27 protein-coding genes are annotated in these 23,450 nt (G+C 56.6%); 15 read left to right on the forward strand and 12 right to left on the reverse strand.

Going from position 1 to position 23,450, the window contains the following annotated elements:
- The first annotated feature begins 86 nt into the window (after positions 1-86).
- The 5 genes from GA830_RS09645 to GA830_RS09665 all read left to right on the forward strand — a co-directional run bounded on the left by GA830_RS09645 (position 87) and on the right by GA830_RS09665 (position 2,723).
- Entirely contained in the window at positions 87-482 is a 396-nt protein-coding gene (locus tag GA830_RS09645) for an AtpZ/AtpI family protein (protein WP_195161666.1), read from the forward strand.
- 57 nt (positions 483-539) lie between these two features.
- Positions 540-1,289, forward strand: a complete 750-nt coding sequence (locus GA830_RS09650) for a F0F1 ATP synthase subunit A (protein WP_195161667.1) — start codon at positions 540-542, stop codon at positions 1,287-1,289.
- Positions 1,290-1,361: 72 nt separating this feature from the next.
- On the forward strand, positions 1,362-1,586 hold the full coding sequence (locus tag GA830_RS09655; RefSeq protein ID WP_195161668.1) for a F0F1 ATP synthase subunit C: 225 nt from the start codon (positions 1,362-1,364) through the stop codon (positions 1,584-1,586).
- A gap of 70 nt (positions 1,587-1,656) precedes the next feature.
- Positions 1,657-2,229, forward strand: coding sequence for a F0F1 ATP synthase subunit B (locus tag GA830_RS09660; protein ID WP_195161669.1), 573 nt, complete (start codon positions 1,657-1,659; stop codon positions 2,227-2,229).
- A gap of 14 nt (positions 2,230-2,243) precedes the next feature.
- The gene (locus GA830_RS09665; protein ID WP_195164879.1) at positions 2,244-2,723 is read left to right on the forward strand and encodes a F0F1 ATP synthase subunit B; all 480 of its coding nucleotides are present in this window, start codon (positions 2,244-2,246) and stop codon (positions 2,721-2,723) included.
- A 70-nt stretch (positions 2,724-2,793) separates the two neighbouring features.
- Here the strand turns inward: GA830_RS09665 and GA830_RS09670 are convergent, their stop codons facing one another.
- Together GA830_RS09670 and GA830_RS09675 are read right to left on the reverse strand one after the other, a co-directional pair.
- Positions 2,794-3,456: a ribonuclease HII gene (locus GA830_RS09670; RefSeq protein ID WP_195161670.1), complete on the reverse strand. Its 663-nt coding sequence runs from the start codon at positions 3,454-3,456 to the stop codon at positions 2,794-2,796.
- Between the two features lie 123 nt (positions 3,457-3,579).
- Complete coding sequence (locus tag GA830_RS09675; protein WP_195164880.1) at positions 3,580-4,734, reverse strand: PA0069 family radical SAM protein; 1,155 nt, start codon at positions 4,732-4,734, stop codon at positions 3,580-3,582.
- Between the two features lie 148 nt (positions 4,735-4,882).
- Here GA830_RS09675 and GA830_RS20400 point away from each other — a divergent pair, with 148 nt between their 5' ends.
- Positions 4,883-5,392, forward strand: a complete 510-nt coding sequence (locus GA830_RS20400) for a glycosyltransferase (protein WP_258045396.1) — start codon at positions 4,883-4,885, stop codon at positions 5,390-5,392.
- Between the two features lie 194 nt (positions 5,393-5,586).
- A complete protein-coding gene (locus GA830_RS09680) occupies positions 5,587-6,837 on the forward strand; it encodes a DUF2865 domain-containing protein (protein WP_195161671.1) in 1,251 nt (416 codons plus the stop codon).
- Here GA830_RS09680 and moaB read toward each other — a convergent pair.
- The 7 genes from moaB to GA830_RS09715 form a co-directional block, all read right to left on the reverse strand.
- Positions 6,831-7,394: a molybdenum cofactor biosynthesis protein B gene (gene moaB, locus GA830_RS09685; protein ID WP_195161672.1), complete on the reverse strand. Its 564-nt coding sequence runs from the start codon at positions 7,392-7,394 to the stop codon at positions 6,831-6,833. The genes GA830_RS09680 and moaB overlap by 7 nt on opposite strands.
- Entirely contained in the window at positions 7,384-8,274 is an 891-nt protein-coding gene (locus GA830_RS09690) for a 4-(cytidine 5'-diphospho)-2-C-methyl-D-erythritol kinase (protein WP_195164881.1), read from the reverse strand. The genes moaB and GA830_RS09690 overlap by 11 nt, the downstream gene beginning before the upstream one ends.
- Before the next feature lie 16 nt (positions 8,275-8,290).
- The gene (locus GA830_RS09695) at positions 8,291-8,476 is read right to left on the reverse strand and encodes a hypothetical protein (RefSeq protein WP_195161673.1); all 186 of its coding nucleotides are present in this window, start codon (positions 8,474-8,476) and stop codon (positions 8,291-8,293) included.
- Positions 8,477-8,556: 80 nt separating this feature from the next.
- Positions 8,557-9,453, reverse strand: coding sequence for a S49 family peptidase (locus tag GA830_RS09700; protein WP_374939315.1), 897 nt, complete (start codon positions 9,451-9,453; stop codon positions 8,557-8,559).
- 41 nt (positions 9,454-9,494) lie between these two features.
- On the reverse strand, positions 9,495-10,265 hold the full coding sequence (locus tag GA830_RS09705; protein ID WP_195161674.1) for a tRNA1(Val) (adenine(37)-N6)-methyltransferase: 771 nt from the start codon (positions 10,263-10,265) through the stop codon (positions 9,495-9,497).
- Positions 10,266-10,274: 9 nt separating this feature from the next.
- Positions 10,275-10,499, reverse strand: coding sequence for a putative signal transducing protein (locus tag GA830_RS09710; protein ID WP_195161675.1), 225 nt, complete (start codon positions 10,497-10,499; stop codon positions 10,275-10,277).
- Between the two features lie 48 nt (positions 10,500-10,547).
- Positions 10,548-11,339, reverse strand: coding sequence for an inositol monophosphatase family protein (locus tag GA830_RS09715; protein WP_195161676.1), 792 nt, complete (start codon positions 11,337-11,339; stop codon positions 10,548-10,550).
- A gap of 156 nt (positions 11,340-11,495) precedes the next feature.
- On the opposite strand from GA830_RS09715, the gene GA830_RS09720 reads away from it, so the two are divergent.
- From GA830_RS09720 to GA830_RS09730, 3 genes are all read left to right on the forward strand, one after another.
- Positions 11,496-12,512: a polyprenyl synthetase family protein gene (locus GA830_RS09720; protein WP_195161677.1), complete on the forward strand. Its 1,017-nt coding sequence runs from the start codon at positions 11,496-11,498 to the stop codon at positions 12,510-12,512.
- 155 nt (positions 12,513-12,667) lie between these two features.
- A complete protein-coding gene (locus GA830_RS09725) occupies positions 12,668-14,662 on the forward strand; it encodes a tetratricopeptide repeat protein (RefSeq protein ID WP_258045397.1) in 1,995 nt (664 codons plus the stop codon).
- Positions 14,663-14,748: 86 nt separating this feature from the next.
- Positions 14,749-15,693, forward strand: coding sequence for a glycine--tRNA ligase subunit alpha (locus GA830_RS09730; protein WP_195164884.1), 945 nt, complete (start codon positions 14,749-14,751; stop codon positions 15,691-15,693).
- A 3-nt stretch (positions 15,694-15,696) separates the two neighbouring features.
- Here GA830_RS09730 and GA830_RS09735 read toward each other — a convergent pair whose 3' ends face one another.
- Positions 15,697-15,879 (reverse strand): hypothetical protein, encoded by a 183-nt coding sequence (locus GA830_RS09735; RefSeq protein WP_195161678.1) that lies wholly within the window; start codon positions 15,877-15,879, stop codon positions 15,697-15,699.
- 170 nt (positions 15,880-16,049) lie between these two features.
- Between GA830_RS09735 and glyS the strand changes: the two genes are divergently transcribed.
- The gene (glyS, locus tag GA830_RS09740) at positions 16,050-18,203 is read left to right on the forward strand and encodes a glycine--tRNA ligase subunit beta (RefSeq protein WP_195161679.1); all 2,154 of its coding nucleotides are present in this window, start codon (positions 16,050-16,052) and stop codon (positions 18,201-18,203) included.
- Between the two features lie 10 nt (positions 18,204-18,213).
- Here the strand turns inward: glyS and GA830_RS09745 are convergent, their stop codons facing one another.
- Positions 18,214-18,627, reverse strand: coding sequence for a hypothetical protein (locus tag GA830_RS09745; RefSeq protein WP_195161680.1), 414 nt, complete (start codon positions 18,625-18,627; stop codon positions 18,214-18,216).
- A 108-nt stretch (positions 18,628-18,735) separates the two neighbouring features.
- On the opposite strand from GA830_RS09745, the gene GA830_RS09750 reads away from it, so the two are divergent.
- From GA830_RS09750 to GA830_RS09765, 4 genes are all read left to right on the forward strand, one after another.
- Positions 18,736-19,104: a hypothetical protein gene (locus tag GA830_RS09750; RefSeq protein ID WP_210330823.1), complete on the forward strand. Its 369-nt coding sequence runs from the start codon at positions 18,736-18,738 to the stop codon at positions 19,102-19,104.
- Between the two features lie 134 nt (positions 19,105-19,238).
- The gene (locus GA830_RS09755; RefSeq protein ID WP_195161682.1) at positions 19,239-20,207 is read left to right on the forward strand and encodes an L-threonylcarbamoyladenylate synthase; all 969 of its coding nucleotides are present in this window, start codon (positions 19,239-19,241) and stop codon (positions 20,205-20,207) included.
- A gap of 9 nt (positions 20,208-20,216) precedes the next feature.
- Positions 20,217-21,641, forward strand: coding sequence for an FAD-binding oxidoreductase (locus GA830_RS09760; protein ID WP_195161683.1), 1,425 nt, complete (start codon positions 20,217-20,219; stop codon positions 21,639-21,641).
- A gap of 218 nt (positions 21,642-21,859) precedes the next feature.
- The gene (locus GA830_RS09765; RefSeq protein WP_195161684.1) at positions 21,860-22,426 is read left to right on the forward strand and encodes a DUF6101 family protein; all 567 of its coding nucleotides are present in this window, start codon (positions 21,860-21,862) and stop codon (positions 22,424-22,426) included.
- A 26-nt stretch (positions 22,427-22,452) separates the two neighbouring features.
- On the opposite strand, the gene ubiA is transcribed toward GA830_RS09765, so the two are convergent.
- Positions 22,453-23,436 carry a 4-hydroxybenzoate octaprenyltransferase gene (gene ubiA / locus GA830_RS09770; protein WP_195161685.1) on the reverse strand — a complete coding sequence of 328 codons (984 nt, stop codon included), beginning with the start codon at positions 23,434-23,436 and terminating at the stop codon, positions 22,453-22,455.
- Positions 23,437-23,450: the final 14 nt, after the last annotated feature.

Raw genomic sequence — 23,450 nt, forward strand, 5'->3', positions numbered from 1 at the left:
GCTTGACGAGGGGCGGTCTGCTAACTATGTTGCGCCCGACTTGAAAGGCGGACGGCTGGTTCTGGCCGACTGGGCGGGAGGTTGAGGTGGCCAAATCCAACAGGCCAGACGAAACCGGAAAATCCGGGCCCGGCTGGCAAGAGAATTCGGATCTGCGCGACAGCGACCTGGAACGCCGGCGACGAGATCTTGAGGCAAAACTTGCTTCGAGAATGCCTCTGAAGGGCGACAGAGATGGTGGCGCGAATTCGGGAGGGGCAGCCGGCTATGGCCAGGCGCTGAAACTCTCCAGTGAGTTCATTGCCGGGATTGCGGTTGGCGCCGGGCTTGGCTGGCTGATCGACTATTATGCGGGCACAACCCCTTGGGGACTTATCGTGTTCCTGCTTCTGGGGTTTGGCGCTGGGGTTCTGAATGTGTTGCGGTCGGCCGGAATGGTGACCGAACCAGGCTCAAAGTCGGGTCGGGCGGACGAAAAATAAATTTCCCTCGGGCAGCGAAATTGCCGCAGGGCAACAATGAGATGAGGGTTTTGCCAGGTGGCTAGCGATCCAATCCATCAGTTTCAGATCCAAAAATGGATTCCGATTGAGCTCGGGGGAATGGACTTCTCATTCACCAACGCCTCGGCGTTTATGGTCGCGACCGTTGCCGCCGCCAGCGCATTCTTGTTTCTGACTACTGCAAACCGCGGAATGATCCCGGGTCGATTACAGTCGATTTCGGAAATGTCCTACGAGTTCGTGGCGTCGATGCTGCGCGATGCGGCTGGATCGCAGGGTATGAAATTCTTCCCGCTCGTGTTCTCTCTGTTCATGTTCGTTCTGGTCGCAAATCTGATCGGCCTCTTCCCCTACTTCTTTACGGTTACCAGCCACATTATAGTCACCTTCGGACTGGCGCTTTTGGTCATAGGCACAGTTATAGTCTACGGCTTCTGGAAGAACGGTCTGGGCTTTTTGAAGCTCTTTGTGCCGTCCGGAGTTCCCGGCATTTTGATCCCGCTGGTTGTCCTGATTGAAGTAATTTCTTTCCTTTCGCGGCCCATCAGCCTTTCGGTTCGTTTGTTTGCCAACATGCTTGCCGGTCACATTACGTTGAAGGTATTTGCCGGCTTCGTAACGTCGCTCAGCGCTTTTGGCGTTGTTGGGTCACTAGGCGCGGTGCTGCCGCTGGCCATGACTGTTGCCATCACTGCTCTGGAGTTCCTGGTGGCTTTCCTTCAAGCATACGTATTTGCGGTTCTGACCTGCATGTACCTCAACGATGCGATCCATCCGGGGCACTAGAACACCTTAATCACCGGCGGTTCTGCCGCCATCTTGAAACCGCAGAATATTGAAATCCACAAGGAGTTGGACATGGAAGCAGAAGCAGCAAAGGCAATCGGCGCAGGCATCGCCTGCCTCGGCATGGGCGGCGCCGCCATTGGCCTCGGTCACATTTTCGGCAACTATCTCGCCGGCGCGCTGCGCAACCCTTCGGCAGCTGACGGCCAGTTCGGTCGACTAATCTTCGGCTTCGCCGTTACAGAAGCTCTCGGCATCTTCTCACTACTGGTCGCTCTTCTGCTTCTCTTCACCTGAGAGCAGCCGGGTAGAATGACGAAAGGCCGGCCGCAGACCTGCGGCCGGATGAGCCGACAGGGAAAGTAACATGTTCGTGACACCGGGATATGCAGAGGAAGCCCCCGCTTCGGTGGGGGGGGAAACGCATGCAGGAGTGGAAGCCGGTAATGGTGGCGGATCTTTTCCGCCGTTTGATCCGTCTACGTTTCCATCGCAGCTTCTCTGGCTCGCGATCACCTTCGGACTTTTCTACCTGATCTTGCAGAGGGCCGTTTTGCCTCGAATAGGCGGAATTCTCGAGGTGAGGAGTGAGCGCATTAGGCAGGATCTCGATCAGGCTGGCCGGTTGAAAGAAGAAGCTGATGCTGCAGTTGCAGCATATGAGCAGGCTCTGGCCGAGGCGCGCGCCAACGCCAACGCCATCGGACAAGACGCACGCGACAGCGCCAAGCTCGATGCAGAAGCCGAACGTAAGAGGGTCGAGACGAATCTCGACAAGAAGCTTGCAGAAGCAGAAGCGCGGATATCCTTGATTAAGTCGGCGGCCATGAAGGAAGTCGGCACAATCGCTGAAAACACGGCTGCTGCCATCGTACAGCAACTGGTAAACGGCAAGATGGACAAAGCGACCATCGCCGCCGCCGTCAAGGCTGCAAGGTAAATCGGAACAGCATGATGGACGCAACATTTTGGGCTTTTGTCGCACTGGTCATTTTTCTTGGCGTCATTCTTTACATGAAGGTGCCGAAAATGATTTCCCGGTCTTTGGACGAGCGTGCTGACAATATTCGTACGGAACTTTCCGACGCGCAGCGCCTGCGCGAGGAGGCGCAGCAGTTGCTATCCGAATATCAACAAAAGCGTAAGGAAGCCGAGAAGGAAGCAGGCGACATTGTCGCTTCCGCCAAGCGCGAGGCCGAAATGCTACTCACTGAAGCACAGAAGAAAACTGATGAATATGTTGTTCGCCGTCAGGCGCTTGCTGAGATCAAGATCGGCCAGGCCGAGCGCGATGCAGTGAACGAAGTGCGCTCGAGCGCGGTCGATATTGCCGTGGAAGCAGCGCGGAAATTGCTTGGCGATAATATCGACGCCAAGGCCAGCGCTGAACTTTTCAAGGCTTCACTTCTGGACATGAAAGCCAAGCTGAACTGAACATTATCTGACTTAACGTATTTGCGAAGGCCGCCGAGAGGTGGCCTTTGTCTGTTCAGCGCGAGAAAGGCTATTCTGTCGGTGTGCTTCGGAAAGGAGCAAAGGACATCCGATGCAACCGCGCAATCGGTCCGTGGTGGGTGATTGCTGTTCTATGTCGTGCGGTGGCGTACCCCATATGGGCGTCGAACCCGTAGTGACTATGTCTGTCTGAGCAACCTGTCATCATTCGGTCGCGCATCACCTTGGCCACAATAGACGCCGCAGCAATGGACTGGGACCGCTGATCGCCTTTAACAAGCGCTTTGGCTGCGCAGAGCAATCCTGGCGGGATATCTCTGCCGTCAGCAAGGGCGAGCAAGGGTTGAATGTTGAGGCCGTGGACCGCCCGACGCATTGCTTCGAGGCTGGCGCGCAATATGTTGATTTCGTCGATGCCCTCGGCGCAGATTGAGGAAGTTGAGACAGCAAGAGCTGATCGCAGGATTTCATCAAACAACACCTCGCGCTGTCCAGCAGTCAGTCGCTTGGAATCATCTAGCCCGACTGGAATGTTTTCGGGATCAAGAATGACTGCCCCTGCAACGACTGGGCCCGCAAGAGGCCCACGCCCCGCTTCATCAAGCCCTGCCACCGGCCATAGGCCGTCAGCCATGGCACGCCTTTCGAATCCGAAATCCGGCCGTTCACTAATTTCGAAAAGTTGCGGAGAATCAGAGCTTGGACGTGGCATTGCGTAACAATGCTCGCACCAGCTCCAACTCTCCGCAAGTCCTTCCAAGTTCAGGGGCGGCGAACCGGGAAGGCGCCGTCGGCGGTCAGGGGAAAAGCCGGACGGAATAAGTTTAAGCGCGATCTACAAAAGGCAGAGCTGTTCTCCTTTTTCGGCTGGCGCCTGAAACAGATCGGATCGCAGTTTTGTACGCTCCGCATTCAGCCCCAACTTACGTGCCGCAATCTCGAATCGTCTCCCAATCTGCCAAGCATAAGGCCCAGCGCCGCGCATCCTCTTGCCCCATTCGGCGTCATAGTCTTTGCCGTCGCGCATCGACCGTATCAGCGAAATCACATGTCGGTAGCGGTCAGGGTAATGCCGCAAAAGCCAGTCCTTGAAGATGGGCGAAACCTCAAGAGGTAAACGAAGAACGACATAGCCTGCATCTCTGGCGCCCGCAGCGCGTGCTGCATCCAGAATGCGCTCGATCTCCTGGTCAGTCAGTCCAGGAATAATGGGTGCCACCATAACAGATGTCGGAATGCCGGCATCGGTTAAGGTCCTAATTGTTTCTAGCCTTTTCGTGGGCGTTGCGGCGCGCGGCTCCATCATCCGAGCCAGCATGCGGTCCATGGTGGTCACCGAGAGCGCAACCTTGGCCAGACCACGCTCCGCCATGCGCGCTAAAATGTCGATATCGCGGGTCACCAACGCCGATTTGGTGACAATCCCCACCGGATGGTTATGACCGTCAAGAACCTCCAGAACCTCGCGCATAATCCGATACTCCCGCTCTATCGGCTGATACGGGTCAGTGTTCGTACCTATTGCGATGGTTCGAGGTTGATATCCATCCTTCGCCAGTTCGCGCTCCAGCAGCCTTGCCGCGTCCGGCTTGGCAAATAATTTTGATTCGAAGTCGAGGCCTGGTGAGAGCCCCATATAAGCGTGACTAGGTCGCGCGAAGCAGTAAACGCAGCCATGCTCGCAGCCGCGATAGGGGTTAATAGAGCGATCGAATGAGATGTCGGGGGATTCGTTGCGCGTGATGATTGTGCGTGGCTTTTCGACCTGCACCTGAGTTTTAAATGGTGGCAGATCTTCCAGCGAACTCCAGCCGTCATCGAACACATGTCGGCTTACCGGCTCGAACCGTCCTGAGGGGTTGATGCCGGCAGCGCGCCCCCGATTGCGATCGGGACGGACGCGGATTTCACTCTGCTCAATCATGGAATTGGCCATCTCTGCTCTGCCTTTGCCGAAGGCAGCAATGTCGGCGTTGCCTATATGTTCCACTTTGGCGCGATCCGTGATCTCATTGAGTGCCATTTTCATGAAACTATTCCTATCCACGGAAAGAGAACAAAGCAAGAACAATATTTTGAGATATAACGGAACTTATGGATATCTGGTGTTTTGCGCTTCGAGCGTTTAGGCGGGCAAGATGCTCACTGTTCTAATCGAGACCATTAATGACGAGGAGGGTTTGGCGAGAACGCTGGCGTCGCTGGTTTCTGGCGCCGTTGAGGGTATGATTCGCGAAGTTATCGTGTGTGACACCGGGTCAAAAGATCAGACGCGCAGGGTTGCAGAACAGGCAGGCTGTCACGTCGAAGTGGGGATCTCAATTTTCTCCTGCGTGGCAAGATCAAAGGGCGATTGGCTCTTGATCTTGGAGCCTGGCGCAAGGCTGATTGAGGGGTGGGTTGACGAAGTCGTTCAGCACGTTGCCAAATCCGAAATGCCGGCCCGTTTTTCCCGGTCCCGTCGCGAACGTGCCGGATTCCTGACAAGAGTTCTATCGCCAGTCCGGCCTCTGGCTCAGGGTCTGCTCATATCCAAGAAAAGTGCGTCAACGCTCGCCAGCAGTGCTTCCAGGATGGATGCGATAGGGCGGGGGTTGGCTACTCGCCTCCTTGCCGCCGAGATTATTCCGGCAAGGCTGCGGAATTAGCGCAAGTACTCAACCATTTGGATACGTTCTGTTTACCGCACTCAACAATTATTGGTTGTGCGCGGTTGACCGGTTGCACTAAAAACCAGAAAGTATTTTTTTGCGTGAGTCGTGTGATCTAATGCAGAGATTGCATAATAAAGCTTAGAGTTTGCTTATTTAACTAATTCTAATTAAGAATTGGGAAGAATAAAATGATCTCGACAAAAATAAAAAGTATTAAAAATATTTTACGGGCTGGAGTTACGATCTCTCTGGTGTTCATGATTTCTCTATTTCCGTCTCCTGTTCTCGCTCAGTCATGCTCGGATTTGAAGGCGCAGTTGCTGACAGCTGGGAAGTCCAGCGCGCGCAACGTAGATCCTTCATTGCTTCGTCAGCTATCTGCCCTTCGTGGTTTGGAACGCGCGCGGCAGTGTTCGTCAAAAAAATCGTCGGGCGGCTTATTCGACCCGTGTCGCGAGCTTTCTCAGCGACGGGCCTCCGTTCAGCGCCAGATCGATCAAACTTTGGGAGGTGGCGCCAATGTCTCCCAGGTTCGCTCCCGATATGCTGCACTCGGCTGTGAAGACAACAAATTAAGAACAGCCTCAACCGAGAAAAAGAATTCGCTTTCGCCACTAAAAGACAAACGTCCGGAGGTCGTAAGAGCTTCTGTATCGCGCAAAGCTTCCATTCCCAGGAAGCAGGAACCGGTAGCCCAGCGGCAGGTCGAGAGGCAAAAGATGCCAGAAAAGAAAGACAACGCACGGGCGAGTTCACCTCATCTGAAGCCTGCAGAAAATGCTCCTCCTCCCAAGGTTCGGCAAAAGCGGGAAGCGGTGCAGGCACCGGTCGCGAAATTTCGCGTCAAGGGTACCATGTTGTTTTGTGTGCGACTTAAAGACGGTTACTATTTCCCCGCCCCAAACTCTCAGTTTGTGGGCTTGAAGAATGCGACTGACACGCTAGATCGATGCCGATATATCTGTGAAAGCGAAGACGTCGCCGTCTACAAGCTTGAAGACATGGCCCTAGAAACGGAAGACATGCAGGCCGTGGACGGTGGAATCAGATATGCGGACTTGCCGAACGCTTTCGCCTATCGTGATGCCGTGAACTTCAAATCTTGCGATTTTGATGGCTATCAAGACCGTATCGCCGAGATGAAGGCGCGTACGGTGACGCCAAGCAACATGTCTGCAGCCATTATACCTCTGCCCACCAGACGCCCTAATATCGCAGGTAATGGTGTCGACGAAAGTCCTGCATTCCCTGGTATAGACCCGACAACTACAGCCGACGCCAATGTTCCCAAACGCAACATTAGGGTAATTCTGCCGACTTACATTATGCCTGCCAAGGCGATGAGCAACGGCGGTCGACCGTCAAAAACGACCGATCCGACAATTGACAGCTCTGTTTCCGCCACTGGCAATGGGTCAATGGCTGCGGTGCCTCAATAAACCTTGTGAGTAGGTTCGGCCCCGCGCTTCAGATGCTCGTCGAGCCGCGGCATAATTTCCACAAAGTTACAGGGCATGTGGCGATAGTCGAGTTGCGGCTTGATGATGCCGTCCCATGCATCGCGGCAGGCCCCGGGTGAGCCCGGTAAGACGAAAACAAACGTTGCGTTGACCAAGCCCCCCGTCGCCCGGCTCTGGATCGTAGAGGTGCCGATCTTGTCGTATGAAATCCGGTGAAACACTTCAGAAAAGCCGTCCATGCGCTTCTCGAAGAGCGGCTCTAGAGCGTCGGGCGTCACGTCACGCCCAGTAAACCCGGTCCCGCCCGTGGTGATAACGACATCTATTGCCTTATCCTGAGACCATGCCAGAACCTGATCACGGATCTTATCGCGATCATCAGCGACAATATCCCTTGCCGCTAAAATATGCCCGGCATCGATGATCCGGTCTGCGAGTGTCTGACCAGACTTGTCGTCGGCAACGGTACGAGTGTCGGAAACGGTCAACACTGCGATGCGGATAGGGATGAAGGTGCGTAAGGCATCAGGCTGCACGGAGAACGTCCTCTGACGCCAGACTTCGGGTCGCGGCGACAAACCACCCCGGATTTCGGGCTCGGATGGAAATCGCCGCGCGCTTGGCCATGTTACCCGATTCAAACAGCCCAAAACAGGTTGCCCCTGAACCTGACATTCGGGTGAACGCAGACCCGGCGCGGTCAAGCGATTTGACGACAGAGCCAATGACCGGCTGCATTATCCGCGCCGGAATTTCAAGATCATTACGGGTGATCTCAAGCCAGTTGCGGATCGTGTGAAAGTTGAGCTGACTGGGCAACGGGGGCAACGCCTCATTGTTGTGATCGAGAAGCGCTGCAAAAACATTCGATGTTGCAACCGGAATGCCGGGATTCACTAGAACGAGCCCAAGTGCCGGAAAATCAGACACAAGCAGCACGGTTTCGCCGATGCCACTGGCCAACAAGGGTTTGCCCGAAAGACACATCGGCACGTCAGCACCAAGCTGCCCACCAAGCTGGGCCAAGTCACTGTGCGTGCAAGGAATGCTCCAGAGCTTTGTCAGTTCGCGCAGTACAACTGCCGCGTCACTGGAACCACCGCCGAGGCCTGAGGCCACGGGAAGATTTTTTTCCAGAACAATCTCGACAGGCGAGCAGCATTGCGCAGGAAATGCAGACCGAAGCGCATCGCGTGCACTGAGAATAAGATTGGCGTCGACAGGCACTTTGTCCGCAAACGGACCACTCACTGAGAAACTGTCTTCGTTCGCGCTTCTGACTGTGATGAGGTCGCCAAAACGGGTGAACACCGCCAAGCTCTCTATCATGTGGTAGCCGTCGGGTCGTCGACCCGTGACATGCAGCGCTAGGTTGATCTTAGCTGGCGCACGCCATGTTGCCCCGATGTGTTCGATAAAAGGTTCCAGAGTGTCAGTCCTTGGCAATCCGGTATTCGCCTGTCTCGGGATCCTGAACCAGCGTTCCCTGCGAGCCACTAGCGGCCTGCTGCTCTTCGCGTCGGATCTTCGCGGTCACCCTGTTCGCTTCCTTGATGAAATGGCGGTACCCATACCATCCAGCTGCGGCGATCAGGCCGAAGAAAATAAGCTGCGGCATGGTATGCTCATCCCTTCTCGATATCTGGGGTTGCGGCCGGCAAACCTCTAATTTCAATTATAGCCGTCATCGATGGCCAATCAAAGGCCGAAGCGGCTCCATAATGCGCGTTCTTCCGCCGCATCGAAAAGACCGGTGGCGAGCGATTGGCCAAGCCCCGCAGGAACGACGCTATGGATACCGAACATACCGAGGCCTCGTCCAAACAGACCCCGAGACGCTGAAATGACCTTAAGCTGCGCCTTGTCACCATACCGCGCCTTTACCACACTGCGCATGTCGTCGAGCGAATCAACCAACCCGAGGGAAACACCTTTCTTGCCTGTCCAGAAAAGCCCCGTGAAAAGATCAGGATCGTTCGCCAGTCGGTCGCCACGCCGTTCCTTGACGAGATCGATAAAGGTCTCATGAACTTCAAGTTGCAGCGCTTTCAGGTGCTCGATGTCATCCTTCTTTTCAGGCTTGAACGGATCAAGTACAGCTTTGTTACTGCCAGCGGTATGAACCCGGCGCTCGACGCCTATTTTTTTCAGAAGTTCAGGAAAGCCGAACGAGGCCGAAACCACGCCGATAGAACCAACGATTGAGGAAGGGTCAGCGATAATCTCATCGCCGGCGATTGCGATCATATAGCCTCCAGACGCAGCTACATCCTCGACAAATACCAGAACTTTCATGTTCTTCTCAGTCGCCAAATCGCGGATGCGTTTGTAGATCAGTCGCGACTGAACTGGCGACCCGCCCGGCGAGTTGATTGAAATCGCAACAGCCGGCGCCTCCGGGTATGCAAAGGCTTTTTCAAGAATGCCGGCAGTCGAAGCCAGCGAAAGATTGGAGCGAAACTGCCCGCCGCCGCTCATTATGGTACCCTGCAACCGAACGACGGGTACCACAACGGCGTTGGACCGCATCGACTTTGGCAGAAAGCGACTAAACGAACGTCTCAGCAAAACAGATCTCCAGTTGGCAGACCGCATGTAGGAGGTCACCGTTGCATCGGCAATGACTTTACCTCTGATCAATCGCCGAACAGTGAAACCTCTCCATTGACGACAGCGTCGGCGCGATTGGAATAGGTCCCGTTTTCCTCATGAATTACCAGAGGCGGCATAAGGGCAAGCTTGGCCCGCGACCCGCGTTTTGCTCGCACAATGATGCGGATTGCCGGCGCTTGGGCATGCGGTTGAACCGGGACAATTTCTGCCCCGCCGAAGCGCCCTTCAAGAGCAGTCAAAATTTTAGCGAGTGACTGGGGCCGGGCGATAAGGGCTACCGAGCCGCTCGGCTTCACAACGGCAGCAGCGCTTCGCAGCCAATGTTCAAACGTCGTATCATTCATAACGTGCGCTGCTTGTCGTAGCCTGTCTGGCGTCAATCGGTCGTCACGCTGGTTGAAGGGGGGGTTCATGATGACAAAGTCAAAGCTGTTATCGACAAGCCCAGCAGCAATCCTCGCCATCCCGGTCAGCGCAACATCGGCGCGCAGAAACCGAGATCGTTCACGCAGATGGCTGTTTTGCGCCAATGCCAGCGTCGCCGCCGCAAAGTGCGCCATTTCAAGCTCCCGTTCGACCAGAACGATGGTCGCCCGCGGGCATCGTGATGCAACCGCCAGACCGGCAGCCCCAGCACCGGAGCCAAAATCGGCCAGATTTCCGCCAAATTCTGCCGGCACCGTTGCGGCAAGAACCAAGGCATCCATGCCGGTGCGATGACCTTTGCCGAGCGGCTGCACGACAAAAAAACGGCCTTTCTGAAAGCCGTCTATCGTCTCCGATGGGTGGGCCATAGAGCGGTCTCAACCATCCTTGATTTCGTTGGCAATCCCGGCATCGGTCAAAATCCTGCGCGCTTGATCAGCTGACTCGTCTGCAACCAGTATCCGTCGTGGAAGAACCCCGATCGAACCGTCCAACACGCTCATATTCTGGTCTGCCACCATGAATTTAATTTCGGCATCACGCAGCAACGCCTCGATGAATGAGATAATGACGGGATCATTTGTACGGACAAGTTCAATCATCGGAAAAGATTCGCAGTTTGTGCAGCGGATGTAAATGTAGGTTCGCTCTCACACCCCGTAGGCAGCAACGGACAGTTCGCGAATCTTCGAAAACACACCCTTGCCACCCGCAATCGCAATCGTGCCGTTGGCGATCACATCATCCGTGTTGAACGGTTCAACGACGCCGCCCGCCTCTTCGATAACCAGCATGGCTGCGACACAGTCCCAAGCATTCATGTGGTCTTCCGTGTACCCGATCAGCCGTCCGGCTGCGACGTAGATCAGCATCAACGCGCCAGAGGCGTTGCGAAAAAATACGCCGCCTTGTTCAATGATCGAAGCAATCAAAGGAACAATGGCGCTGTTTTGTGTGCGGCTGTTGAAGCCGACGCCAACCGAACCGTCAGAGAGATTTTGCGCGTTTGATACCTTGATGGGATGACCATTGAGGAAAGCACCTCCGCCGCGCCGCGCACCAAATGTCTCACCGGTGCAAGGCTCATGAACAACGCCCACTACCGCTTCATTGTTTTTCACACAGGCGATGACCACGCACCAAGCGGGAATGCCGCGCACGAAGTTAGCGGTGCCATCGATGGGATCTATCACCCAGATAAAACCTGATGAACCTGGAACCGGTGCATGCTCCTCCCCGACAATCCCATCGCGAGGAAACTCTTTGGCCAGTGCAGCGCGGATGAAAAGTTCGACCTCGCGGTCGCCATTCGAAACGAGGTCCTGATGCCCTTTGCTTTCAATGGTCAGTTTGTCCAACTCGCGAAAGAAGGTCATCGCTAGGTCGCCAGCACGTTTTGCTAGGTCGACGGTAAATTCAAGTCGGCGGTCGAACTCATGCATAAATCTGTCCCCAGTTTCACGAACCCGTATCAGGCGACGTTCGGGCAGGTAAAGTGGCCGCGCCAATTCGCCGCTTGCCGCACCTTGCCACCGCATTAGAATTCCCGGTAGGACAGGCAAGTAAGCGCTCGAAACGCCAACAACGGGGAGTAACCAGTGGGCGTTGTACTCAATCTCGATGACAGCAAGCGGAATGCGGCCTCGATCCAGCCTCTGGTTGATCTGACACGCGCTGATATGGGCCGTGTCAACCAACTGATCCTCGCAAGGGCCGGTTCCGACGTCGAAATGATCCCGGAAATTGCCAATCATCTGATTTCATCCGGTGGCAAGCGGTTGAGACCCATGGTGACTTTGGCGGCCGCGCAGATGTTCGGGTATGTTGGTGACGGCCATGTGAAGCTGTCAACCAGCGTTGAGTTCATGCACACTGCAACGCTTCTGCACGATGATGTCGTTGACGAAAGCGGCATGCGACGCGGCAAAAAGACCGCCCGCATGATCTGGGGAAACCAAGCAAGCGTGCTCGTCGGCGACTTCCTGCTCGGCCAAGCGTTTCGCATGATGGTCGACGTCGGATCGCTTGAGGCACTCGACATTCTTTCGACGGCTGCATCAGTGATTGCCGAGGGCGAGGTGATGCAACTCGCCGCAGCCAAGAACCTCGAAACTACCGAAGACGAGCATTTCGCCGTCATCAAGGCTAAAACCGCAGCGTTGTTTTCAGCCGCCGCTGAAGTCGGACCGGTTATCGCAGGCGCCACAAAAGCCGACCGTGCAGCTCTTCGCTCTTACGGCATGAATCTCGGCCTTGCGTTCCAACTCATCGACGATGCGCTCGACTATGGGGGTACTTCGAAAGATCTTGGCAAAAATGTCGGCGACGATTTTCGTGAGGGCAAGGTCACCTTGCCGGTGATCCTGGCGTATCGGCGTGGCACCACTGCTGAACGGGCGTTCTGGAGCCAGGCCATCGAAAAAAACGAAACCGACGATGTTGAGCTGGAGCGTGCACTTGTGCTTCTCAACCGCCACAATGCGATAGCCGATACAATCGGTCGGGCTCGCCATTTCGGTGGGATTGCGCGCGATGCGCTGGCCCCGCTGAAGGAGACTCCGCAGAAGGCGGCGCTTCTGGAAGTTATCGATTTCTGCATCAACCGTGTTAACTAGTTGCTGCCGTTTCACGACAAGCACTGGTTGATACCAGATTGTCCACCTGGTGGATTGAAGCGGCACCCCAAAAAGGCCATGCTTTAAGACATCATGCGGTTTGGCCCTCAGTCCGTCCGGCGGACTGGCAAAATTTTCACGGCGGAAGGAAACGAATGCCGCTCACCAACAGAATTCGGCTATCAACGCTTGCTGTTATTGGCATGGCCTTGTCGCTTCAATTAGCGGTAGCCAAAGAGACGCCTCCCGCACCCGTCGAAATATCTTCTTTCTCAGGCGCTTATCTCGCCGGACGCTCTGCTGAAATAGACAATGATCTTTCGGGCGCGGTCACCTATTACGCGCGCGCTTTGTCATTTGATCCGGAAAACCAGCAGTTGCAGCAAAGCCTGATGCTGGGGCTGGTCTCGCAGGGCCGTTTTGACGAGGCGCTTGTCTACGCAGAAAAGTTGAAAACCACCCCTGATGTTGAGCGGTTTTCTCGTGTTGCCCTCGCCGTCGATACTTTCCGCAAGAAGGACTACGAAAAGGCCAAATACTGGCTGAAGCTGGCGGTTTCATCCGACCTCGACAAACTCATAACCGGCTTGATGACCGGATGGGCAGAAGCGGGGCAGGGGCATACCAAGGAGGCGCTGGAGCATCTGGACACCTTGCAGGGCCCTGAGTGGTATACGGTCTTTGTAGCCTATCACCGTGCGCTGATCGCGGAGGGTGCAGGCATGACAGAGGAAGCCGCAAAATCGTACGAAATTTCCATTCGCGATCTGTCCGCTGGCAGCGCAGCACCGGAGACCTGGTTGCGGGCAGCCGAATCCTACGCCCGCTTTCTCGCTCGTGACGGCAAGAAGCAAGAGGCGCTGAAAGTACTCGACCGGTCGGAGGAATTTTCGGTCGGGCGACCGGCGGTAGCGGAACTTCGTGGCGAAATCGAAAACGGCCAGCCCATCGCGGCTTTGGTGGAGGGGCCAACGCAGGGCGCTTCCGAGATATTTCTCAACCTTGGCACCGCTCTAAACCGTGGAGGCGGTGAGGCTTTTGTGCGGCTCTATCTGCAGTTTGCGCTGGCGCTCATGCCTGATAGCGATGTTGTGCTGATGCAGTTGGCAGCGATTTCGGAGCAGCAGCAGGACGCTGAACAGGCAATCGACCTTTATGGCCGGATCAAGCCTGAATCGTCGCTCAAGCGCATCGCCGAGTTGCAGCGTGGTCTCAATCTGGCTGACCTGAAACGTCACGATGAGGCCATTGCGCAGTTAACAACATTGATTGAAGCGGCACCTGACGACATGCGCGGTTATCTCGCGCTGGGAGGGGTATACGCTTCGAAGGAGGATTTCGAATCCGCCGCCGAGCTCTATGACCGCGCCGTCACGCGCATTCCCGCACCGACTGCGGAGGACTGGAGCGTTTTTTACCAGCGCGGCATTGCGTATGAGCGTCTGAAGCAGTGGTCCAGGGCAGAGCCCAATTTTCTTAAGGCGCTGGAGCTTTTTCCAGATCAGCCGCAAGTGATGAACTATCTGGGTTATTCCTGGGTAGACATGAACACCAAGCTCGAAGAGGGCCTGGAGCTTATCAAGAAGGCGGTCGAAGCGCGCCCCAGCGATGGCTACATCGTCGATTCTCTGGGCTGGGCCCATTATCGTCTCGGCAACTACGAGGAAGCTGTAGGCGAACTGGAGCGTGCAGTCTCGCTAAAGCCCGACGATGCGGTGCTTAACGACCATTTGGGAGACGCCTATTGGCGGGCTGGCAGGCAACTCGAAGCCACGTTCCAATGGGCGCACGCGCGCGACATGAAACCTGACGCCGATGTCCTGGCCAGCGTCCAGAAAAAACTCAAGGAAGGCTTGCCCGCGCTCGACCCGAAGGCGGCAGGAAAAGTGTTGCCCGATACGCCGGCCGATACAAAAGAAGCGCTTCCGGAAAAGAAGTCCGAACTTGTCGTTCCCGAAGCGCCGCAAGTCGTCACTGCTGTGACCGCTTCTTACACTGTCCAGCGCGGCCAGTCCTTGTGGTCGATCGCTGCTGCGCAGCTAGGCGACGGGAACCGCTACACCGAAATTCTCGACCTCAACCCGCAACTGGAGGGAAACCCTGGTCGACTGGTTCCGGGGCAGGAACTGAAACTGCCAGCGGGTAACTAGGCATTCAAAGCGTCACGCTCGCTTGACGGTCCTTGCAGTCAGCACTAGGACGGGCCACTCCGGTTTAGATCGAAAGGCCCGCCGTTATCGAACCTGCCGCCACTCTTGAGCACGACCCGAAACAATCGTTTCAAGGTCTTATTCTCACGCTCCATAACTATTGGGCAGCGCAGGGCTGCGTGATCTTGCAGCCGTACGACATGGAAGTGGGCGCCGGCACCTTTCATCCAGCAACCACATTGCGCGCACTCGGACCGAAGCCGTGGAAAGCGGCCTATGTGCAGCCCTCCCGCCGACCAAAGGATGGTCGTTACGGCGAAAACCCCAATCGGCTACAGCACTATTATCAATATCAGGTCATTCTGAAGCCCAACCCATCCAACTTGCAGGAGCTCTATCTCGGTTCGCTGGCCGCCATTGGCATTGACCCACTTCTGCACGATATCAGGTTTGTCGAGGATGATTGGGAAAGCCCGACCCTTGGCGCGTGGGGTCTTGGCTGGGAGTGCTGGTGCGATGGCATGGAAGTCTCGCAGTTCACCTATTTCCAGCAGGTCTGTGGCATCGAATGTTCACCTGTCGCAGGTGAATTGACCTACGGGCTGGAACGGCTGGCGATGTACGTGCAGGGCGTTGACAGCGTGTACGACCTCAATTTCAACGGTGGCGAAGGGGACGAGAAGGTCACCTATGGCGACATATTCCTGCAAGCCGAGCAGGAATATTCCAGGCACAATTTCGAGCACGCCGACACCGCAGTACTGCTGCGCCATTTCGAGGATGCGGAAGCGGAATGCAAGGCGTTGTTGGCAGCCGGCGCACCGACGCAGGATTCTAGCCCGCCGAACCACAAAATGGTGTTTCCAGCCTACGATCAATGCATCAAGGCGAGCCACGCATTCAACCTTCTGGATGCGCGCGGGGTCATCTCGCCGACAGAGCGTGCCCGCTACATTCTGCGCGTGCGCGATCTGGCCAAGGCGTGCGGCGAGGCCTACCTGCAAACGCAGGCTGGCGGCTTGGCAGCATAAGCATCAAGCCACGCAGGCGGTCTCCGACAACTGAACCACCAGCGTTGAAGTGATCGTTGCACCGGCCATTGTCTGAAGCGCCCGGCGCACCCCAGTGATCGGTGAGTGATGCGCTCCTGGCAAGGCCTGCAAGGTAAAGCAGGCGGCGAGGGCGGCAGCCTGGATGAATGTGGAAATGAAATGCATGGCATTGGTCCGCGTTTGCCGTGATATTCATGTGTCGCGGCCAGGCCCTGAATGGTTCACTCAGTTATTCATTCAGGTATGCCATGGGTGACAGCGCGGAGCGGAGTTGCTAGTGCAATCGCGCCTGCGTCGAAGCGGGCGTTCGTCCGCGAAAGACCAGAGACCGACAAATGCCAGACCTGCTGTTAGAACTTCGCTCCGAGGAAATTCCCGCCCGCATGCAGCGCAAGGCAGCCGGTGACCTGAAGAAGTTGGTCACCGATGGTTTGGTGGAAGCCGGGCTGACGTATGAGGCAGCGCGCGAATATTTTACTCCGCGCCGGCTGACACTCGATATCCGGGGCCTTAACGCGCGCTCGCGCGATGTACACGAGGAGCGCAAGGGTCCGAGCACCAAAGCACCGGAACAGGCGATTGCCGGTTTCCTGCGTGGCGCAGGCCTCAGCGACATATCTCAGGCGCACATCCATACAGATCCGAAGAAGGGCGATTTTTATGTAGCCCACATCTCAAAGCCCGGTCGGGCGGCTGAAGAAATCATCGCGGAACTGATCCCCGCAGTCGTAAAGACCTTCCCGTGGCCGAAGTCCATGCGCTGGGGCCCGGCCTCTGGGCCAAAGGGCCGGCATTATGCGGGTGGCGTGGGGCAGGGCGGCGAAGCCATGCGCTGGGTCCGCCCGCTTCAATCAATCATCTGCACTTTCGGTCCTGAAACAGAAGAGCCGGTCATTGTGGACTTTGAAGTGAATGGCATTCGCTCGGGTAATGTCACACAAGGGCATCGCTTCCATGCGCCGGGTACAATCACTGTGCGCCGCTTCGATGACTATGTGTCGAAACTGGAAGCTGCCAAGGTGGTGCTCGACGCCGACCGGCGCAAGGAAATCATCCTCTCCGACGCGCGCAACCTTGCCTTTGCAAACGGGCTGGAACTGGTGGAGGATGAGGGACTCCTCGACGAAGTTGCCGGGCTGGTGGAATGGCCGGTTGTTCTCTTGGGCGAGTTCGAAGAAGAATTTCTCGAAATCCCCCCCGAAGTTATTCGTCTCACCATCCGCGCCAATCAGAAATGCTTCGTCACACGCATCTCTGGCGAGAGCGAAAAACTGTCGAACCGCTTCGTTGTAATTTCCAACATCGAAGCCAAAGATGGTGGTGCCGAGATCGCCCATGGCAATGGCAAGGTGGTACGCGCCAGACTGTCTGACGCCCTGTATTTCTGGAAGACCGATCAGGCCGATTTGCCGGATCGCGCAGCGTTCGCGGCATCGGCCGAAAAATTCGGCCTGGATATGACAAAGCCGCTCGACCAGCGCATGGCGCGGCTTGACCACCTCAATGTTACGTTCCACGCCAGGATCGGCACGCAGGGAGAGCGTGTTTCTCGTATCGCAAAACTGGCCGAAGAGCTTGCTCCAATGGTCCGCGCCGATTCCACACTTGCCCGCCGCGCGGCAGTGCTGGCCAAGGCTGATCTGCAGACTGAAGCCGTCGGAGAGTTCCCTGAACTTCAAGGCGTGATGGGTCGCAAATATGCACTCTTGCAGGGTGAGCATGTCGGCGTCGCAGCAGCCATCGAACAGCACTACAAGCCGCAAGGCCCGTCAGATACGGTGCCCTTCGATCCGGTTTCGGTCGCTGTGGCACTCGCTGACAAGCTCGATACGTTGACTGCATTTTGGGACATTGACGAGAAGCCAACGGGGAGCAAAGACCCTTACGCACTTCGGCGCGCGGCACTCGGAGTGATCCGCATTATCGTGGAAAACAATTTCGCCCTTTCGCTATCAAAATTCGCAACAGATTCCGATCTCCTCGCCTTCTTCCATGACCGCCTAAAAGTTTATCTGCGCGAACAGGGCGTCCGTCATGATCTTATCGACGCCGTCATTTCTCCGGATGCAGACGACCTGATGGCCATCGTCAACCGGGTCAAAGCCTTGGCAGAATTCCTCGAAACGGACGAAGGCAAAAACCTTGTTGTTGGCACCAAGCGTGCAGCCAACATTCTTGCCGCCGAGGAAAAGAAGGGCACGCAAGTTGCATCTTCCGTTGCGTCATCGCTGTTTGTCGATGAGACAGAGAAAAACCTGTTATCGGCATTGAATCAGGCTGAGAGCCAAGCTGCGCAAGCGATTCAGAATGAAGACTTTTCCGCTGCCATGCGCGCACTTAGTGCGCTGCGTGAACCAGTTGATTCATTCTTTGAGAAGGTGATGGTAAACGACCCCGACGAGGCTGTGCGCGCGAACCGTCTGGCGCTTCTTTTGCGCATCCGCAACGCCACCGATCAGGTTGCAGATTTCTCGAAAATAGCTGGCTGAACAACGCGCATCAATTGAAGATGTAAACCGCCAGTGCGACAGCGAGCAGCAACAACGGACCTGACGCCATACCTAGCGTGGGCAACCACGCCGGCGGCCTGCTGCCAGCTTTTGCACGCGCCATCACAACAGCACCGGTGATGCTGATGGCCAGCAATGCGGTGGCCAGTAAAAGCTTGATGTGGAATGCCGCACCAAGATTTGAGCCGGCATAAAAGCCGAGATAGAGCCAGAGCCCGGTCAGCCAGATCAACACAATGCCCGCCAGCCCGAGGCGCGCAAAGATAGGCCGCAACGCCATGAGTTCCGGCTTGAGTTGTCCGTCGGCTGCACGCAATCGGCGCGCAATAATCAACTGGCCAAAGCCCGCGCCGGCACCCAGCATCAAAGCAAAAATATGCAGAAATTTTATGAAAGCGTGCATGGGTGGTCTCCGTGGCTTGCTGACTGTGTCAGCCTGGGCGAGACCCGTCCAGTGTCTTATTCCAATTTGACGGGGGGCATCATTGGCGCCGCCGGAGTTGCCGCTTGTTTGGCCCCCGCAGCAGCAGGTGCGACCTCGTTTGAGGCCCCAGGTGCAGCCGCCTTCTGGGAGGGCAGCATAACATCCGGCGCCGCGCTGGAGCTAGCGAAAGCGTCGCCGACAATTCCGCCGCGGATGACTAACAAGGGTTCGTTGCGACGGCGTGGTGTTTCTGCAGGCTTGGCAACGGTCGAAGCGGTGGTCGCGGAATCGATTGCCGGTGCCATCTTGGCAGGCGTCCCTAGTCGAACAACGGAAGGGGCATTTCTGCTGGAAGGCAGTGTGGTGATGGACGACGCCGAAGCGGCACCCGAGACCAGAACACTGGCGAAAACAACAGCTGCATACAAACGCATATCAAACCCATCCCTGTCTTGAGTGTTCGCTATAGCAGCCTGATGTTGATGCCCGCTTCATCGGTTCGTTCGCATTTTAACGATCTCCTCGAAGCCCTTGCGGCAGCGGGAATGCCGCGTTAGTCACGTCGCGTGGAAACAAACCAGTCTGCAAAGATGATCGGGCACGAAACAGCGATGGATGATGCGCTGGCTCTCCTGCGCGCCGGCGATGTCGTTGCGATACCGACTGAGACTGTCTACGGGCTGGCCGGCGATGCGACACATGGCATTGCGGTCGCGAAGATTTTCGAGGCCAAGGGGCGGCCAAGATTCAATCCGCTCATCGCACATGTCGCCAGCCTGGAGATGGCCGAAGCGATAGCGCTTTTCGACCCGCTTTCGCGCAAACTTGCAGAAAGTTTCTGGCCGGGACCTATCACTTTGGTGCTGCCACTACGCGACGGATCAAACATCCATCCCTTGGTGACCGCGGGACTGGACACGATTGCTCTGCGAATGCCGCAAGGCTTTGGGGGCCAACTTATCCACGCGCTTGGTCGGCCATTGGCGGCCCCGAGCGCAAATTCATCTGGCCGCATCAGTGCCACGACAGCGCAGGCGGTCGCATCTGATCTCGGTTCGCGTATAAGACTGATTGTCGATGGTGGCGCGGCCCCTGTGGGCGTAGAATCCACCATCATAAAGGTTGAGGGCGGAACCATCACCATGCTCAGGCCAGGCGGCGTTGCGGCCGCCGACATTGAGGAGGTTGCCGGCGAAAATTTGCGCCGGAGCGACGATGGCGCGAAAATACAGGCGCCCGGCATGCTTGCCTCGCACTACGCACCCCATGCAAGGATGCGGCTGAACGCGCTGCAGGTGGGGGAAGGCGAGGCACTTTTAGAATTTGGCCCGATTTCGATACAAGGCGCTGACAGAGCCATCGCTGCACTCAACCTCTCGCGAACGGGTGATTTGCGCGAGGCAGCAGCCAACCTCTTTTCATATATGGCAAAACTTGACCAAACCGGCGCCAGCACCATTGCGGTGGCACCAGTGCCTCAAACTGGTCTCGGCGAGGCTATCAACGACCGGTTGGCACGCGCGGCCGCACCGCGTGACACGCAGCTACCACAATCGTAGTCTGGAGCGATGGACACACCTGCACCAGATTTGACTGTGCTCGAACGCTTCATCGCCATCGTCGGCGCTCCGCACGCATTGTGTCAGGCGGAAGATATCGAAGCTTATGTCACCGAGCGACGCGGCCTGTTTCCGGGCCGTAGTGCACTTGTGCTCAAGCCAGGCACGGTCGAGGAAGTCAGTCGCATCATGGCGCTCGCGACCGAAACAGGTACAAGAATTGTTCCTCAAGGTGGCAATACCGGGTTGGTAGGTGGCCAAGTTCCGGACAATTCCGGGCTGGAGATAGTGCTGTCTCTTTCCCGGCTCAACCGCATTCGCGAACTAGATGCGCTATCAAACACCATCACGGTTGAGGCCGGCGTTATCCTTGAAGACGTGCAGCGGGCTGCCGAGCAAGCCGATCGTCTGTTTCCGCTGTCGCTTGCATCGCAAGGCACGGCGCAGATAGGCGGAAACCTTTCCAGCAATGCCGGTGGCACCGCAGTGCTCGCTTACGGTAATGCCCGCGAACTGTGTCTCGGCGTGGAGGTCGTGCTGCCCACCGGCGAAGTGCTGGACGACTTACGCAAGCTCAAGAAAGACAATACCGGATACGATCTCAAGAATCTTTTTGTCGGCGCCGAGGGCACCCTAGGCGTCATCACCGCGGCTGTGATGAAGCTTTTCCCAAAACCGAAAGGCGTCGAGGTGGCTTGGATCGGGCTTGAGTCGCCGGAAGCCGCCCTGTCGCTCTTCACGCTGTCATTGGATCGAGCAGGCAGCAGCCTGACGGCATTCGAGCTGATCGGTGAGATGCCGCTCTCGTTCGTGGCCAAACATGTGCCCGCTACGCAACGCCCGCTGGCACAGCCTTACCTCTGGTATATATTGATGGAAATCTCATCGGGACGCTCTGCTGCGGATGCGCGCAGCCTCTGCGAGGAGATTCTGGCCGCAGCGCTGGAATCTGCGATTGTCGCGGATGCTGCGATTGCACAAAACATGGCGCAGGGCACTGCATTCTGGGCACTGCGGGAAGCAATTTCCGATGCACAGCGCTTTGAAGGCGCGTCGATCAAGCACGATATTTCTGTTCCGCTAGCGTCTATTCCAGAATTCATCCAACGCGGGGCAGAAGCGGTGGCTGGCGTCTCGCCACAAGCCCGCATTGTTTGCTTCGGCCACATGGGCGACGGTAACCTCCACTATAATATCTCTCAGCCAGTTGGAGAAACCGCCGATGCGTTCCTCGCGCTCTACCGGGCAATGAACCAAGCCGTCCACGACATCGTCCGCGCTCTGAATGGTTCGATCTCTGCAGAGCACGGGATAGGACAGCTGAAACGAGACGAGCTTATCGCGACCGCGCCGCCCGTTGCGATAGACTTGATGCGCCGTGTGAAGAAGGCTTTTGACCCGGCCGGAATCATGAACCCCGGAAAACTAATTTAAGCACATGCATATGTGCGGTAACGTGTTGTTCAGACAGGTTTCTCAGGCATTGCAGCTGGTCGCATTCTCGTAACCATGGCAAAAATCAGCAAAATTTAACCGAACTTCTTAAGCGCCCCAGTAAGGACCGGCGCGTATCTTCCTTTTCAACGAGACCGGGAAACGGTCCGCGAGAAGACCGGAAAACCGGCTCTCAGGAGTAACAGGAAGGCGCACCAATGAACACCGGGCTGAAACCAGTCTGGGCAGGCCGCAACATGCGGCTTGACCCTTTTCGTCTGCCGCAAATGGTCACTTATGCCACGCGCGATGAATACGGCGATGTGACATTCACCATCGATCAGCGTGGTGCGGTGATCAAACGTATGCTCGAAAAGAGCGGCCTGCCGGCGACAGTCGCGCTGCCTGCCAACGCCTTCAAGGGAGTTGCGGCGCGGGCACTTGAAGATGACATGGGCCATGTCACAGTAACACTGGAGCTGCTCCACAACGACCCGATGCTCTCCGTTCCCTTGCTGGTTGCGGAAGACCTTGACGATGTCGCCGCAGATTGGCGGGCTTGGGCTGACGCTTACCGTCTGCCGATGTTATTAATCGAGGCCGATGGCGTGGCGCGCACACTAGAAGAATCGCTCGGCCTGGCGATTAAGGCGGCTCGCTCGCAGGAGCGCCGCAAGGGCAGCGTTTCGGCGCGACGGCGCCCGCGTTTTCTGGCTCGCCGCAAAGCGGGCACACTTGGGTTGCGTCTTGTCATTGACGGCCAAGAAATGATCGCCCGCGAGTAGGTTCGCGCTGAAGGACCGTCGCAATATTAGAGAAGCGGTTTGACGGCGATCCAAAGTCCGCCGCCGAGAAGTCCTATAAAGATCGTCCAGCCCACCGTCGAGTTCGAGTGGAACAGTTTCAGACACTGGCTCGGATTGTCGATATCGAGCCTCCATATCTGCGAGGCCATGTGGGCACCGGCGGCAACAAGACCTGCCAGCGCCGGCAAAGGTGCCTGAGCCACAGCAAATGCACTGGCAAACAGCATCAATGCGCCGCTATAGAGGCCGATAAGCCATACTTGCGTATTGTCGCCGAACAGGCGCGCCGTTGAGCGCACGCCGACAAGGGCATCGTCTTCCTTGTCCTGATGTGCATAAATCGTGTCGTAGCCGATGACCCACAGGATCGAGCCCAAATAGAGCAACACGGCTGGTCCGTCGATGGTTTCGAACAGTGCAGCCCATCCCATCAATGCACCCCATGAAAAAGCCAGACCGAGCCCGAGTTGCGGCCAGTTGGTGAAACGTTTCAGAAATGGATACACGGCGACGATGCTAAGCGAAGCGAGGCCGAGCAAAACGGTAAAGCTGTTGAACTGCAGAAGCACGACAAGCCCCACCAATGCCTGAATGATCAAGAATGCCCAAGCCTGTTTCTTGCTGACCTGCCCGGCGGGCAAAGGACGTGACCGCGTGCGTTCCACCTGCGCATCAATCCGCTGATCGACAATGTCGTTGAAGGTGCAGCCTGCCCCGCGCATGGCAATAGCGCCGACCAAAAAAAGAACCACATGTTCTGGCAGAGGTAGCAGCGACAAAAGCGACTCGCCAACCCGCGCATGAGCACTGGCGGCCAGCGCGGCTGACCACAGGCAGGGCCACAACAGAAGTTCCCAGCCGATTGGCCTGTCCCAGCGCGCCAGTTGTGCGTAGGGCCAGATGCCTTGCGGCAATGCGCGATAGACCCAATGGCCGCTCGGCGCGTCGGCAACCCGCCCCTGGCTTGTTTTCGACTGAATAGGTTCCATCGTCGTGCACTGCC

The sequence above is a fragment of the Mesorhizobium sp. NBSH29 genome (genome assembly GCF_015500055.1).
Taxonomy (GTDB): domain Bacteria; phylum Pseudomonadota; class Alphaproteobacteria; order Rhizobiales; family Rhizobiaceae; genus Neomesorhizobium.